General features: G+C 70.3%; 10 protein-coding genes. 4 read left to right on the top strand and 6 right to left on the bottom strand.

What is annotated here, in order from left to right; translation table 11 throughout:
• Positions 1–55: 55 nt before the first annotated feature.
• Positions 56–5,746, top strand: coding sequence for a WD40 domain-containing protein (locus Amac_RS46965; protein ID WP_155360941.1), 5,691 nt, complete (start codon positions 56–58; stop codon positions 5,744–5,746).
• 203 nt (positions 5,747–5,949) lie between these two features.
• On the opposite strand, the gene Amac_RS46960 is transcribed toward Amac_RS46965, so the two are convergent.
• Positions 5,950–6,633, bottom strand: a complete 684-nt coding sequence (locus Amac_RS46960) for a gamma-glutamyl-gamma-aminobutyrate hydrolase family protein (RefSeq protein WP_155360940.1) — start codon at positions 6,631–6,633, stop codon at positions 5,950–5,952.
• 357 nt (positions 6,634–6,990) lie between these two features.
• On the opposite strand from Amac_RS46960, the gene Amac_RS46955 reads away from it, so the two are divergent.
• The 3 genes from Amac_RS46955 to Amac_RS46945 all read left to right on the top strand — a co-directional run bounded on the left by Amac_RS46955 (position 6,991) and on the right by Amac_RS46945 (position 9,587).
• Entirely contained in the window at positions 6,991–8,106 is a 1,116-nt protein-coding gene (locus Amac_RS46955) for a globin domain-containing protein (RefSeq protein ID WP_155360939.1), read from the top strand.
• A 96-nt stretch (positions 8,107–8,202) separates the two neighbouring features.
• Positions 8,203–9,279 carry a WD40/YVTN/BNR-like repeat-containing protein gene (locus Amac_RS46950; protein ID WP_155360938.1) on the top strand — a complete coding sequence of 359 codons (1,077 nt, stop codon included), beginning with the start codon at positions 8,203–8,205 and terminating at the stop codon, positions 9,277–9,279.
• Complete coding sequence (locus tag Amac_RS46945) at positions 9,279–9,587, top strand: ubiquitin family protein (RefSeq protein WP_155360937.1); 309 nt, start codon at positions 9,279–9,281, stop codon at positions 9,585–9,587. Before Amac_RS46950 ends, Amac_RS46945 begins: the two co-directional genes overlap by 1 nt.
• Here the strand turns inward: Amac_RS46945 and thyX are convergent.
• The 5 genes from thyX to Amac_RS46920 all read right to left on the bottom strand — a co-directional run bounded on the left by thyX (position 9,584) and on the right by Amac_RS46920 (position 15,526).
• On the bottom strand, positions 9,584–10,294 hold the full coding sequence (gene thyX, locus Amac_RS46940) for an FAD-dependent thymidylate synthase (protein WP_218041705.1): 711 nt from the start codon (positions 10,292–10,294) through the stop codon (positions 9,584–9,586). The two genes, Amac_RS46945 and thyX, sit on opposite strands and share 4 nt — an antisense overlap.
• Positions 10,295–10,357: 63 nt before the next feature.
• Positions 10,358–11,143: an ABC transporter permease gene (locus Amac_RS46935; protein WP_155360935.1), complete on the bottom strand. Its 786-nt coding sequence runs from the start codon at positions 11,141–11,143 to the stop codon at positions 10,358–10,360.
• Positions 11,140–12,048, bottom strand: a complete 909-nt coding sequence (locus Amac_RS46930; RefSeq protein ID WP_155360934.1) for an ABC transporter ATP-binding protein — start codon at positions 12,046–12,048, stop codon at positions 11,140–11,142. Before Amac_RS46930 ends, Amac_RS46935 begins: the two co-directional genes overlap by 4 nt.
• A 43-nt stretch (positions 12,049–12,091) precedes the next feature.
• Entirely contained in the window at positions 12,092–13,192 is a 1,101-nt protein-coding gene (locus tag Amac_RS46925) for an amidohydrolase (protein ID WP_155360933.1), read from the bottom strand.
• 201 nt (positions 13,193–13,393) lie between these two features.
• Complete coding sequence (locus tag Amac_RS46920) at positions 13,394–15,526, bottom strand: anthranilate synthase component I (RefSeq protein WP_155360932.1); 2,133 nt, start codon at positions 15,524–15,526, stop codon at positions 13,394–13,396.
• Positions 15,527–15,684 lie beyond the last annotated feature (158 nt).

Raw genomic sequence — 15,684 nt, 5'->3', positions numbered from 1 at the left:
GTACCAATGAGAACATCAGGGTACCGATCCGGAGTGGCTCAGCGATACTGACGTCATGGAGCGCCCCACCGACATATTCATCAGCTACTCCCCCGCCGATGAACGGTGGGCGACGTGGCTGGCCTGGGAACTTGAGGCTGCAGGATATCGCACAATGCTGCAGGCCTGGGACTTCGTGCCGGGCACCAACTTTGTCGACTTCATGGACCGGGGGGTCAAGGAGTCGGCCATCGTGCTGGCGTTGCTCACCGAGAATTATATGGGGTCGCGATTCGGTCGATTGGAATGGCAGGCGGCACTTCGCGCGAATCCGGATAACCCGGGGAAGAAACTCATCACGGTACGGCTGGAGGATTGCCAGGTCGACGGGCTGCTGTCCACGATCACCTGGGTCGATCTGCTGGGGGTGACCGATCCCGACCATGCCAGAGGGCTGCTGCTGACCCGCATCAGGGAGGCGCTCACCGGCCGGGCCAAGCCGGTGGCCGGGCCGAACTTCCCGTCCGAGGCCGCCGCGCGGACCCCGTCCCCGCTCGCCTTCCCGCAGCCGCGGGTGCTGACCGGCCAGGGCCGGGCGCGCCGGGCGCCGGTGGTCCCGCCCACCTTTCCCGCCGGCTTCCACGCCCAGGGCCAGCGCGGCAGCGTGAGCGTCCTGCACCTGGCCGGGCCGAGGTTCGGCCGGACGCTGGGCCACGAGGCGCCGCTCAGCCCCGAGGCGCTGCAGGCCCGCGTCTTCGCCGAGCTGATCCAGCTGACCGACGGCGGGGTGCCCCGGCCCGAGCTGCTGGTGGTCACCGGCGACCTGACCGCGACGGGCAGCCGCAAGCAGTCGGCCATGGCGATGGACTTCCTCACCGGGCTGCGGGCGCTCGTGGGTCTCGAACCGCAGCGGATGATCGTGGTGCCGGGGGCCAAGGATGTGAACATCGCGGCCTGCGAGGCGTACTTCCACCACTGCCGGGCCGACGACGAGCATCCCGAGCCGCCGTACTGGCCGAAGTGGCGGCACTTCGCGTCGCTGTTCGAGGAGCTCTACCAGGGCCTGGACTCGATCATGTTCGACAGCGCGCAGCCGTGGACGCTGTTCGCGATTCCGGAGATCAAGGTGGTGGTGGCCGGGCTCAACTCGACGATGGCCCTCAGCCACCGCCCGGAGGACGACCACGGCCTGGTCGGGGAGTCGCAGGCCGCCTGGTTCGCGGAGCGGCTGCGCCCGTTCGAACGGGAGGGCTGGCTGCGGATCGGCGCCCTCTACCACAACCTGCGGGCCGGGCAGAGCGACTCGCTCACCGACCGGGCGAGCGTGGAGGCCCTGCTCGGCGGGAAGCTGCACGCGGTCCTGCAGGGCAGCGGCGGCGGCGAGCCGGTCGAGCTCGGTTCCGGGGCGCTGTGCCTGCCCGGCCTGGCGCCCGGGCGGCACCAGGTGCTGGAGTTCACCCCCGGCGGGGTCGGCGTGCACCGGATCGGCGCCGAGGCCCGGCGGGTGGAGCGGAGCTGGTCGTCGGTCAGCGGCGTCTACCCGGCGGTGAGCGGCCCGGCCGACAACGGGATGATGGAGGTGGCGGAACCGCTTCCGATCGCGGCGCCCGACCCGCGCGCGGACCTGCTGGAGCGGATCGCGGAGGCGTGCGAGTCGCGGTTCGAGCGGACCGTGATCAGGACGGTCGAGTCCGACCCGCCGCGCCTGCGGGTGACCTATCGCGAGGAGGACTTCGTCCGGCAGTTCTGGGTGGGCGCGGTGGTGGGCGAGCCCACCGCCGCCGACGTGGACGCGTTCGCCCGGCAGGTGCACGCGGGCAGCATGGAGCAGAGCGCGGAGCTGGTCTATCTGGGCGCCGCCCCGCCGTCCGCGCTGCGCGACGAGGCGGCGCGGCGGGGCGTCCGGCTGCGCAGCCTGGTGGAGTTCCAGGGGCTGGTCGACCTGTCGGAGTACGCGATCCGGCAGACCAACCGGCTCAACGACGATCCGGCCTATCCCGCGCACCTCTACGTGCCGCAGGACTTCCGGGAGCTCGACCGGCCGGAGAGCGGGGTACGCCATGACCTGGCCGGTGAGCTGATCTCGCTGCTCGGCGGCGAGCACGGCCGGTTCATCCTGCTGCTGGGCGACTTCGGCCGGGGCAAGACGTTCGTGCTGCGCGAGGTGGTGCGCCGGATGACCGCCGACACCGCGCAGATCATCCCGATCCTCATCGACCTGCGCACCCTGGACAAGGCGCACTCGGTGGAGGGGCTCATCGCGGCGCACCTGGCCAATCACGGCGAGGAGCACATCGACCTGAAGGCGTTCCAGTACATGCTCCGGCAGGGGCGGATCGTGCTGTTCTTCGATGGTTTTGATGAGCTGGTCACCCGCGTGACCTATGACCGGGCCGCCGATCATCTGGAAACGCTGCTCCAGGCGGCGCAGGATCGGGCGAAGATCGTCGTGGCGAGCCGTACCCAGCATTTCAAGTCCGACCAGCAGGTGTTCACCAATCTCGGCGGGATGGTGGGGGTGCTGCCGCAGCGGCGGGTCCTCAGTGTCGAGGGTTTCTCCAATGAGCAGATCCTGGCCTACCTGGTCAACGCGTACGGCGATCGGAAGCGCGCGGAGGAGCGGCTGCGGCTGCTGGACGGCATCGAGGACCTGAGCGGGCTGGCCCGCAATCCCCGGATGCTCAGTTTCATCGCCCAGCTGGCCGAGGATCGGCTGCGCACCGTCGCAGACGCCCGCCACACGGTCAGCGCGGCCGTCCTCTACCAGGAGATCCTCGACTCCTGGCTGCAGTTCGAGCAGGTGCGCCTGGGGAACCTGCCGGGTGTGCAGGCGGGGCTCGAGGTGGCCGACCTGTGGGCGGCGGTTCACACGCTGGCCATGCGGCTGTGGGAGACCAACGAGCCGTTCCTGCGCCTGGCCGAGCTGGCCGAGGTGGCCGACACCCTGTCGGGGCTGGCCGACGGGCGGATGTCGGGCGAGCAGGCGGCGCACACGGTGGGCACCGCCAGCCTGCTGGTCAGGACCAGCGAGGGTCTTTTCGGGTTCATTCACGGATCGGTGGCCGAATGGCTCGTCGCCCACCACATCGCCGACGAGTTCACGGCGGGGGGCGAGACGCCGAAGGCACTGTCGCGGCGGGTGCTGTCCCAGCTCACGGTCGACTTCCTGTGCGACCTGGCCGAGGCGCGCCACTGCCAGAGCTGGGCCGACAAGGTCCTGGCCGACCCCGCGGCCGAGGACGTCTCGCGGCGGAACGCGCTGAAGATCATCACTCGGTTGCGTACGCCCGCCCGGACCAACCTGCGGGGGGCGCGGTTGCGTGGCGAGGATCTCTCGCACCGCGACCTGCAGGAGGTGGATCTGACCGACGCCGACCTGACCGACGCGCGGCTGGTCGGCGCGAACCTGTCGCGGGCGGTGCTGCGCGGCACCAAGCTGGCGGGCGCCTGGCTGGACGAGGCCCGGCTGACGGGGGCCGACCTGCGCGGCGCGGACCTGTCCAGGACCCGGCTGGCCCGCACCGACCTGCGTGACGCGACCATCGCGGGGAGCAGGTGGTCGCGTGCCATCCTCATCAACGTGCGGGCGGGCGAGCGGCTGCTGAGCGCGCCGGAGCTGCGGGACGCCGCCATCGTGCCGGGCAGCCCCATCGAGGCGCAGCTGGCCCCGGCCACGGTCGGGGTGCCGTACGGGTTCCATCCCGGGACGAGCCGGCTGCCCAACGCCATCGCGTACGACCCGGAGGGGCAGATCTTCGCGGTGGGCAGTGACGACGGCGGCGTGCAGATCTTCGAGGCGCCCTCCGGGCAGCCGCTGCGCACCCTGCACGGGCACCGGGACCGGGCCTACGCGCTGGCGTTCGGCTCGCAGATGCTGCTGGCCTCCGGCTCGGCGGATGGGAACGTGCGGATCTGGGACACCGCGACCGGCCTGTGCACGCACATCCTGAAGGTGCACCCCGAGGGGGTCTGGCCGCTGCTGTTCAACGAGGGCGGCACGCTGCTGGCCGCGGGCTCGGCCGACGGCGTCATCCGGGTCTGGCACGCCCATTCCGGCGAGCTGCTGTGCTCGCTCCCCGGGCACACCGCGCCGGTCTACACGGCGGTGTTCGGGCCCGGCGGCGACACCCTGATCACCGGGGACGCCTCGGCCACGGTACGCGTCTGGGATCTGACCACCGGCGAGGTGCGCAGCGTGCTGTCGGAGGGCACGGGGCCGGTCTACCGGCTCGTGCTCAGCCCCGACCGCGTGCTGCTGGCGGCGGGCGACCAGTACGGCCTGGTCCGCGTCTTCGAGACCGCCACGGGCGCGATCCGGCACGAGCTCCAGGGCCACCCGGGCCGCGTGTACGCCGTCGACTTCCACCCGGCGGGCCATCTGCTGGCCACCGGCGACACCGAAGGTGTCATGCGGATCTGGGATCTGCGCGCCCCGCACACCCCGCGGCAGCTCGCGGGGCACACCGGCGCCGTCTACCAGGTGTCGTTCACCCCCGACGGCAAGACGCTGATCAGCGCGGACAGCAACGGCTCGCTGCGGCTGTGGGACGCGGAAACCGGGCGGCCGAGCAAGCGGCTGGCCGGGCACCGGGGCTCGATCTGGCCGTTCGCGATCCGCCCCGACAGCAGCCAGCTCGCCACGACCGGGAACGACGACTCGATCCGGCTGTGGGACCTGGGCACCGGGCAGGTCACCCGGACGCTGCGCGGGCACGGCCGCCGGGTCAGCTCGGTCGACTTCAGCCCTGACGGTTCCATGCTGGCCAGCAGCGGGAACGATGGGATCGTCCGCATCTGGGATCCGCATTCGGGCCGCCTGCTGGAGAAGCTCACCGGCGTCGGCGACCAGCTGACCTCGGCGGTCTTCAGCCCCGACGGCGAGCGCATCGCCACCGCCACCAACGACGGCGGCGTGCACCTGTGGCAGACCGGCGGCCGGTGGCCCTTCGAGCGCGAGCTCGACATCGACACCGACTACGTCTGGGCGCAGGCGTTCAGCCCGGACGGCATGGTCCTGGCCACCGCGAACGACGACGACTCGGTGCGGTTGTGGTACCGGACGAGCAACAAGCTCATGGTCAATCTGGCCGATCACCGGGGCCGGGTGCGGTCCATCGACTTCAGTCCCGACGGCCATCTCGTCGCGACGGGCTGCGACGACCGGGCGGTCCGGGTCTGGGACGCGGCCACGGGCGAGTGCCTGCGCGTCATGCGGGGCCATGAGGACCGCGTCTACAAGGTCGTCTTCAACCCCGCCGGCACGGTGCTGGCCAGCATCAGCAATGATGGCCGGGCCCGGATCTGGGACCACGCCACCGGGGCCGAGCTGCATGTGCTCGAACGGCACGCCGGGCGGCTGTGGACCGGCGCCTTCACCCCCGACGGCGCCATGCTGGCCACCGCGGGCGACGACCTCGTCATCCGGTTGTGGGACGTACGCACCGGCGAGCACCTGCACACGCTGCCCGGCCACGCGCGCCGCGTCTTCTCCGTCGTGTTCTCCCCCACCGAGCCGCTGATGGCCTCAGCCGGCGACGACGGCACGATCATCCTGTGGGACCTCAGCACCCCCGAACCCACCCGCAAGGTCACACTCCTGGGCATCCCCGACGGCTGGGCCGCCTTCGCCCCCGACGGCCGCTACAAGCAGGAAGGCGACGTCCACGGCGAATTCTGGTACGCCATCGCCATGTGCCGCTTCGAACCCGGAGAACTCGACTCCCACCTCGGCGCGGTCCGCCGTCTCGTCGCCGACGAGGAGTTCTGACGAAACGGTGGTTGTTCCCACCCGCCCAGCCCTTTGATTACCCTCGGGCTCCGCCCGCCCCCGCCGTCGCCGTGGCACCCGAACGGTGGCTGTTCCCACCCGCCCAGCCCTTTGACTGCCCTCGGGCTCCGCCCGCCCCCGCCCACACCGTGGCACCCGGACGGTAGGGCACCGAACGGTGGCAGCGCGTTCCGCGTTGCCCGTTAAGGGCGGGCCGCGTCGATCAGGGCTTCGATGAGGCGGTTGTCCTCGGTGCGTTCGGGGTGCCATTGGACGCCGACGGCGAAGCGGTGGCCCTGGAGTTCGATGGCCTCGACGATCTGGTCGTCGGCCCAGGCGACGGCCAGGAGGTTGGTGCCGAGGCGTTTGACGGATTGCTGGTGGGGGCCGGTGACTTCGGCGCGGTCGCCGATGGCTTTGCCGGTCTTGCTGGAGACGCTGACGGTGATGGTGTGGCGGGCGGTGGCGTGGCGGTCGTGGTGGACGACCTCGGGGAGCCAGGGGATGAGGGTGCCGCCCTGGGCGACGTTGAGCATGTGCATGCCGCGGGAGATGCCGAGGAGGGGGAGGCCGGCGGCGATGGCGGCGCGGGTGAGGGCGAGTTCGAAGCGGTCGCGGTGGGTCTGGGGCTCGTCGACGCGGGAGTCGCGGGACTCGCCGTACATGCCGGGGTCGAGTTCGGCGCCGCCGGCGAGGAGGAGGGCGTCGAGGCCGCGGAGGTGGTCCTCGGCGCCGGCGGGGCTGAGGGGCGGGAGCAGCACCGGCAATCCGCCCGCCTTCTCCACCGCGCGCGCGTACGCCTGCGGGGACAGCACCGCCTCCCTCACCCAGGCGCCCCAGCGGGCGGCCTCCAGATAGGTGGTGATGCCAACGAGCGGACGGGGCATGGCGTTCTCCAGGGGGTTCTTCGCGACGGCAAGCCCATCATGGCGTACTCGATTTCGGTTTTGTCACGTATCCCACGTATCAATGGCAGCACTCCCGATCAACGTGAAGGCTCCTCACCTTCATTGTCCGAAATAAGCCCATCCATAATCACGGAGGATGACTTTCCCATTACTCAGGGTATGCTTTCGCACCACCTTGTAGGGAAACAGTTGTGACGCCCGAGTGCGAGTGGAACACTCCGAAATGAGTGTCCGGTTGAGCCGGGGCCGCTGGGCGCTCATCACCCGGAGCCGTCAGGGAGGTGGATGGACTAGACCGGAGTCGATTTCCGGTCTCCTAGGGTGGGACTCACGCACATGTCGTTAAATCCGCGCCTCGTCAAAGAGAGTTTCTCGGCCATCGAGCCCGTTGCGGACAAGGCCGCCGCGTACTTCTATGGGCGCCTTTTCGCGGAAAATCCACATTTGAGGGGAATGTTCCCTCCGGCCATGGACGTGCAGCGCGACCGCCTGTTCGGCGCGCTCACCCGAATCGTCTGGATGCTCGACAGCCCGGGCAGCCTGGGGGGGTACCTGGGACAGCTGGGCCGCGATCACCGCAAGTACGGCGTCATGGCCGAGCACTACACCGCGGTCGGCAACGCGCTGGTCGCCACGATCAAGCGGTTCGCCGCCGAGGCGTGGAACTCCGAGGTCGAGGCCGCCTGGGTGGCCGCGTACACGGCCGCCGCCGATCTGATGATCGGGTCGGCCGACGCGGACGCGGGGGTGTCCCCGGCCTGGTGGCTGGCGGAGGTGATCGACCACGAGTTGCGCGCGCCCGACATCGCCGTGGTCACGCTCCGCCCGGGCCAGCGCCTGGACTTCACCGCCGGCCAGTACGTCAGCGTGCAGACCGCCCGCTGGCCGCGCGTCTGGCGGACGTACTCGATCGCCAACGCGCCGCGGGAGGACAACACGATCCGGCTGCACGTGCGGGCCCTGCCCGGCGGCTGGGTGAGCACCGCACTGGCCCTGCACACCCGGATCGGCGACCAGGTGCTGCTCGGGCCGCCGGTGGGCACGATGGCGCCGACCGACTCGGGCCGCGACCTCCTGTGCGTGGCGGGCGGCACCGGCCTGGCGCCGCTGAAGGCGATCGTCGAGCAGGTGATCGCCTCGGGGAAGCGGCCCAACGTGCACCTGCTGGTCGGCGCCCGCAGGGCCTGTGACCTGTACGACATGCCGGATCTAGTCCGGATGGAGTCGGGGTTCCCCTGGTTGCGGGTGATGCCGATCGTCTCGGAGGAGCCGGCCTTCGACGGCATGCGCGGCCGGGTGCCCGACGTGATGGCGCGGTTCCACTCCTGGGCGGAGCACGAGGTCTACGTCTGCGGGCCGGCCGGCATGGTCAACGAGACCGTACGCCGCCTGCAGCGCGCCGGGATTCCGCTGAGTCGGATCCACCGGGACACGATCCAAGGAGAGCTGTAATCTCACGTCCACCCACACCGATCCCGGCCTGACTGGCAGCATGGGGCCTGAGCCGTCCGCCACGGGACTTCGCCCATATCCCAAGGAGGTCTCCATATGGACGCACTGCTCGCGATCGGCACCCGCAAAGGGCTGTTTCTCGCCCGATCGTCCGGCAACGGCCCGTACAAGATGGATCCGGTGCATTTCGCCAACGTGGCCGTGCACGCGGTGACGATCGACACCCGGACGGAGACGCCGCGGGTGATCGCCGCGATCGAGTGGGGGCACTTCGGGCCCTCCGTGCTCTGGTCGGACGATCTCGGCGCGACCTGGCAGGAGGCGGAGCAGCCGCCGGTGGCCTTTCCCGAGCGGACGGGCACGACGCTGGAGAAGGTGTGGCAGCTCCAGCCGTCGCCGACCGAGCCGGGCGTGGTCTGGGCGGGGGCCGAGCCGGCGGCGCTGTTCCGCTCCGAGGACGGCGGCCGGAGCTACCGGCTGATGGAGGGGCTCTGGGATCACCCGACCCGGCCGCAGTGGGTGCCGGGCGGGGGCGGCATGTGCCTGCACACGGTGATCCCGCACGCCACCGATCCGGCCAGGATCGGGGCGGCGGTCTCCACGGCGGGCTTCTTCCGGAGCGAGGACGGCGGCGGCACCTGGGAGCCCGCCAACCGCGGGATCAAGGTGCCGTTCAACCCGGAGGGGAGCCAGTATCCGGAGTTCGGGCAGTGCGTGCACAAGGTGGCCAACCACCCGGCGCGGCCCGAGCGGCTGTTCCTGCAGCACCACTGGGGCGTCTACCGATCCGACGACTTCGGCACGAACTGGACATCGATCGGCGACAACCTGCCGTCGGACTTCGGCTTCCCAATCGTGATAAATAACGATAAGCCGGACACCGCGTTCGTTTTCCCGCTCCATGGGGATATGGATCGCAGCCCGGTCGGGCATCGGTATCAGGTCTTCCGCACCGACGACGCGGGCGACAGCTGGCGGGCCCTCGCCCAGGGCCTGCCGGACGAGCCTGTCTACTCCTCGATCCTGCGCGACGCCATGACCGCCTCCGCCGCCGGGCTGTTCTTCGGCACCCGGGACGGCGAGGTCTACGGCTCCGCCGACGAGGGCGAGAGCTGGAACCTGATCGCCCGCCGCCTGCCCGACGTCTTCACCACGCGAGCGGCGGTGCTGTAGTGGCCAAACCGGTCACGCTGGTCACGTTCGTGCTGCCGAGCACGCTCCGCCACTGGGTCGGCGACCTCACCGAGGTCAAGGTGTTCGCCGTCGCCGCCTCCGACGACGACCTGCCGACCCTGGGCGGAGCGCTCGACACGCTCCGCCGCACCCACCCGTCGCTGGAGGAGCGCCTGCGCGACGAGTACGGCAGCCTGCGCCGCCACATCAGCATCTTCGTGTGCGGTGAGAACGCCCGCCGCTTCGGCGGCCTGGACTGCGCCCTCCCCCCAGGGGCGGAGGTGTACGTCCTCCCGGCGTTGAGCTAGGGCGCTACTCGCCCGTTGCCGTTGAAGGCCTCGTGGGTGAGCGGCATCAGCTCGGCCCAGAGCGCCTCCATCTTCTCGGCCACCATCTCGATCTCCCGCTGCGGGAAGGACGGCACCGCGGCCCGGTCGTCCTTGGTGCGCAACGACAGGAAGTGCATCAGCGCCCGGGCGTTGCACGTCGCGTACATGGAGGAGAACAGCCCCACCGGGAGCACCGCGCGGGCCACCTCACGCGCGATCCCGGCCTCCAGCATCTCCTGGTAGGCGGCGTACGACTGCCGGTAGGACGCCTCCATGACCCGCTCGACCAGCGCGTGCTGCTCGTCGGTGCCGTCGGCGAACACGTACTTGCCGGGCCGACCCTCCTGCACGAGCTTGCGGTCCTTGCCCGGCACGTAGAAGACGGGCTGCAGCTCCCGGTAACGCCCGCTCTCCTCGTTGTACGACCAGACCCGGTGCCGGTGGAACTCGCGGAACACGAAGATGGGCGCGCTGATGAAGAAGGTCATCGAGTTGTGCTCGAACGGGCTGCCGTGCCGGTCGCGCATGAGGAAGTTGATCAGGCCCTTGGACCGCTGCGGATCCTTGTGGACCTCTTCCAGTGACTGCTCCCCCGCCGTCGAAACCCGCGCCGCCCACAGCACGTCGCTGTCGGACGCGCTGTGCTTGACCAGTTCGACGGTGACATCACTCTGGATCTTTACCATGACCTTCAGCTTAGAAGAAGATCGCATGCCGGTACGGCACCGCCGTACCGGCACGCGTCAGGCTCAGGTGATGTCGCGCTTGGTCGTGGTGAGGTTGGCGACGGCGGCGAACAGCACCGCGTAGCCGACCAGAAGCAGCGCGCCGCCCCAGGCGGGGAGCAGGTCCGGCCGGCCGAGGCCGGTGTCGACGTCGATGCTCATGAGCGCCTGCGAGCCGCCGCCGGGCAGCCATTTGCCGACGACCTGCAGGGCCGGGATCGCCGCGAAGATGGACTCGATCACGTAGGCCCAGACGATCGCGCCGATCAGGGCCGCGATCTGGTTGCGGATCAGGGCGCCGAGACCGATGCCGAACATCGCGTAGAGGGCGAGGCTGGCGAAGACGCCGATGACGATCTGCGGCACCCGGTTGCCGGTCAGGCTGACCTCGCCGCCCGCGATCAGGACGGCGGTGACGCAGACCGCGCCGACGACCAGCAGGGAGATCACCGCGAACAGCATGCCGACGAGCACGCCCGCGCCCAGCTTGCCGGCGATGACCCGGCCCCGCTGCGGCGTGGTGAGGAAGGTGCCGGTGATGGTCTGGTACCGGTACTCGCTGGTCATCATGATGACGCCGAGGATCATCGTGAAGATGGTGCCGCCGGAGGCGGTGGACAGGCCGATCGGCAGCCAGGCCGGGTCGTCCAGGGCGGGCAGCCCGGGTGCGCCGTTCTGGGCGGGGTCCCCGGCGAAGATCACGATGAAGGTCAGGCTGAGGCCGGTCAGCAGGAGCATCACGATGAGCATCGCCCACCAGATGCGGGTGCTGAAGAGCTTCTGCAGCTCGGCGCGGATCAGGTTGCTCATTTGACGCCCTCCGCCGCGACCGGGGTGTCCTCGGTGAGTTCGAGGAAGACCTGCTGCAGGTCCGAGCGCTCCTGGGTGACCTCGGTCAGCAGGACCCGGTTGTCCAGGGCCAGCTGGCCGATGGCCTCGGCGTCCAGGCCGTACACCCGGAGCAGGCCGGGTTCGACCTCGTCCACCCGGGCGCCGGCCGCCTCCAGCGCGGGCCGGAAGTCGGCGGCGGTCCTGACCCGGACGGCGCTGTCGCCGTTCTGGGTCAGAGAGGCGAGCGAGCCCTGCCGGACCAGCTTGCCGCGCGCGATGATCACAACGTTGTCCACGGTCTGCTCCACCTCGGACAGCACGTGGCTGGAGACCAGCACGGCGGCCCCTCGCTCGTGGGCCAGGTGGCGCAGGAAGCCGCGCAGCCACTGGATGCCCGCCGGGTCCAGGCCGTTGGCGGGCTCGTCCAGAATGAAGATCTTGGGTTCGCCCAGCAGGGCGGAGCCCAGGGCCAGCCGCTGGCGCATGCCGAGGGAGAAGCCGCCGACCCGCTTCCCCGCCGCGTCCGCCAGGCCGACCGTCTCAAGCGCCTCGTCGGCCCGGGTGGCGGGCAGGCCCGCCGCGGTGCACATGATGCGCAAATGGTTGCGGGCCGTGCGGCCCGGATGGAAACTCGTGGCCTCAAGGACGGCGCCCACCTCGGTGAGGGGGTGCTCGAGTGAGGCGTATCGCCGCCCGTTCACCAGGGCTTCCCCCGCGTCGGGGGTCACCAGGCTGAGCAGCGAGCGCAAGGTCGTGGTCTTGCCCGCACCGTTGGGCCCGAGGTATCCGGTGACGGTCCCGGCCTCCACGGTGAAGGAGACATCGTCGACGGCTCGGACGAGCCCGAACGATTTCGATAGGTTTCTAATCTCAATAGCACTCATCAGGGGAGATTATCCGCCCAAGATCCACCTCTTGTCCTCCTACTTAAAGACGATATATACGGCGCGCGTTTGCGGACCCCAGCATGTGGGCAACGCGAACCGCGTCGGCCACCGACCAATCGCCTGATTCGAGCCGGTCGGCGATCACCCGGCCCAGGCCGCGCCGGTGATTATGGGCGCCCAAATAGCAGGTTTCGGCTACGCCCGCTCCCCCGGAGCCGAAGAGCAGTTTGTGGAAGGGCACCAGCTCCAGCAGCTCGCCCAGCACCGCCGTCGTGGCCTCACCCACGTACACGTGCGGGAAGGCGGCGGCCAGATGCGCCGCCTGCCGGTGGAACGGGTAGCAGTCCAGCAGGATCACCGGCACGCTGAGCGGCAGCAGCGCCTGGATGAACCCGCTCATCAGCGCCGGATCGCCGCGATGCGGCCGGTCCCCGCCGTTCCCGCACGGAAACTGGATCGGCAGGGCGCGTTCCCGCGCCACGTCCACGGCGATCCAGAGCAGGTGGCGCAGCAGCACGGGGTCGGTGAGCGGCTGCTTGGGGTCGGCCAGCCGCCGCCCCGCCGCCGCCAGCAGCAGCCCCCGGGACGGCCGGCCCGGCTCGAAATCCAGCCCGCACCGGTACGCGACGACCGAGGAGAACCCGACACACCGCGAGGCGCGGACCCCCACCTCGTGCGCCAGCCGATCCAGATAGTCCAGTGACGGCAGCCCGTCCGCCGCGATCTCCTCCTCGATCCGCTCCAGCCGGACGATCTCGTCGGCGGCGGCCCCGCCGAGTCGCCCGGTCTCGGCGACGGACAGCACATCCTGCTCATCCCCGCCGTCCATGAGGAAGGCCACCACCCCGGCCGCCCGCAGCAGCAGCCGGTTCACCTCCGCCGCGCCGAGCTCCAGGCGCCTGGCCAGGTAGACGGCGGGCGGCACGTGCGGCTCCAGGCCGAGCACGGGCGCGCACCAGCGCCGCACGGCCATCCCGATCGGGCTGTCGAAGTGCGTCGTCCCCGGCGGCGCGGGCGTCTCGCTCGCCGCGATCAGCGTCTCGAACGCGGACCTGACCAGGTCGTCACGGCGCACCCCGCGACAGTGCTGATCCACGAGCGGGGCGAGCAGGGCTTCGGCGACCTGATCGGGAAGGTTCATGGGCCTGCCAATCCAGAAGGGCGGCCCGGCCGGACCGCCCTTTCTGTCGATGACGTGCGAGGACACCAGGACTTTAGGAGTCCGTCACCCTCCGTGTCCACCGATCACTCTCGGTTTTGTTAATCAGAAACCCGTCCCATGGCCAGCCGCATGGCCGCCGACCAGGCGACTCACCGCAGCGGCTGTCCAGATCACGACTTTCTAATTAAACCCGCACAGGCGCAGCACATTGGCGATGATCCGGGCGCCCGCGCCGCCCTCGGTGGTCAGGATCGACTCGGGGTGGAACTGCACCGCGAACCGCCGGTTGGGCACGTCCTCGATGGCCATGACCGCGCCGTCGGCGGTGGCCGCCGTGACGGTGAACCCGTGCACGCCCGGGTGCTTGGCGTGCAGCGAGTGGTAACGGGCCGCGGTGAACGCCTCCGGCAGTCCCTCCAGCAGCGCGCTGTCCCCCTCCCGTTTGACCTGGCCGCGCTTGCCGTGCTCCGGGTACGGCAACAGCTCCAGCGTCCCGCCCGCCTGCTCGACCATGGCCTGCAGGCCCAGGCAGACGCCGAAGACGGGCAGCTCCCTGGCGTACAGGGCCTTGATCAGGGAGTCGGTGCCGAAGTCGGACGGCCAGCCGGGGCCCGGCGACAGGACGACCAGGGTGGGCGCGATCTGGTCGACCATCTCGATGGGGAAGCCGTGCCGGAGGGTGACCACGGTGGCGCCCTGCTGGCGGAAGTAGTCGGCCAGGGTGTTGACGAAGGAGTCCTCGTGGTCGATCAGGAGCACGTTGTGGCCGGCGCCCGGCTGCTCGCGCTCGGGTCCCGGCGTGCCCGCCTGGTCCGGCTTGCCGACGGCGGCGAGCGCGCCGAGCAGGGCGCTGGCCTTGAGCTCGGTCTCGCGCTCCTCGGCGTCGGGGTCGGAGTCGTAGAGCAGGGTGGCGCCGGCCCTGACCATGGCGACGCCGTCCCTGATCTGGGCGGTGCGCAGGGTGAGGCCGGTGTTCATGGAGCCGTCGAAGCCGATGAAGCCGACGGCGCCGCCGTACCAGCGGCGGGTGGTGGCCTCGTGGTCCTCGATGAACTGCATCGCCCAGGTCTTGGGCGCGCCGGTGACGGTGACGGCCCACATGTGGGTGAGGAAGGCGTCCAGGGCGTCGAATTCGGGGCGGAGTCGGCCTTCGATGTGGTCGACGGTGTGGATCAGCCGGGAGTACATCTCGATCTGGCGGCGGCCGATGACCTTGACCGAGCCGGGCACGCAGATCCGGGACTTGTCGTTGCGGTCCACGTCGGTGCACATGGTCAGCTCGGACTCCTCCTTCACGCTGGACAGGAGCGTGCGGATGGCCTCGGCGTCCTCGACCGGGTTGGCGCCGCGGGCGATGGTGCCGGAGATCGGGCAGGTCTCGACGCGGTCGCCGGCGACCCGGACGTACATCTCGGGAGACGCGCCGACCAGGTGCTCGCCGTCGCCGAGGCTGATCAGGAACTCGTACGGCGCGGGGTTGCTGACCCGGAGGGACCGGTAGAAGGCGGCGGGGTCGTCGCAGGGCGCGTGGAAGACCTGGCCGGGCACGACCTCGAACAGGTCGCCGCGCTTGAACTTCTCCTTGGCCTTGGCCACCACATCCGCATAGCCACCTTTTTCCGGATTTTTCGGGATCTGGGTGGCTTTGCGGAGAGGGCGGGTGTCGCCGGTGCGCGGCAAGCCCTTGGTGGACGCGCCGCCGAGGGTGAAATCGTAGGAGTATTCGACGCAGGTCTCGCGGACGCGGTCGATGACGACGAGCCGGTCCGGCAGGTGGAGCACCAGGTCGCGCTGGTCCTCGGGGCGGGTCAGCGCGTACCGGATGGGCTCGAACTGGAAGGCCAGGTCGTAGCCGAACGCGCCGTACAGACCGAGGTGCGGGTCCTCGCCCTTGAAGGCGGCGATGACCTCGCGGATCGCGGTGAAGACGGTCGGGCGGCGGCTGCGCATCTCCTCGGGCAGGAACTCGGCCGACTCGGCGACGGCCACCTCGATCCAGTCCCCAGTGCGCTCCCCCACGATCTCGCCGGCCGCGAGCAGGCAGGCCGCCACGGCGGGCAGGACCACCCGGCCGCGCGCGTTGAGCGCCCGCGCGGAGATGTTCCGCCCGCGCGCCACGATCTCCAGGCAGGGATCCACGTAGCCGAACGCCCACCGGCTGTATCGGCCCGGATAGTCCATGCCCGAGGAGAACGCCCCGCCGCGCCGCTCCCCGAGCGCGGTCACGATCTCCTCAAGCGCGGCTTCGGAAACTTCGCGCACGCCGCGCTCGACCTCGACGCCCCCGTCGGTCCTATATCGGGTGATCTCCACCGTTCGCCCCTTGATCCCTTATCGAGCCCCGGAGGCGAACACAAAAAGGCCGCCCAACCGGGGCGGCCAGTGCTTGCTCGCGAATGCGAAACCCTGGGTTCGACTGCCGCCTGTTAGCGGCGCCACCACTGCTGAGGAGTTCGCATGGGGCACACAAT

The organism is Acrocarpospora macrocephala (assembly GCF_009687865.1).
GTDB lineage: Bacteria > Actinomycetota > Actinomycetes > Streptosporangiales > Streptosporangiaceae > Acrocarpospora > Acrocarpospora macrocephala.
Note: the sequence above shows the minus strand (reverse complement) of the source record. Positions and strands in the feature narration are given on the sequence as shown.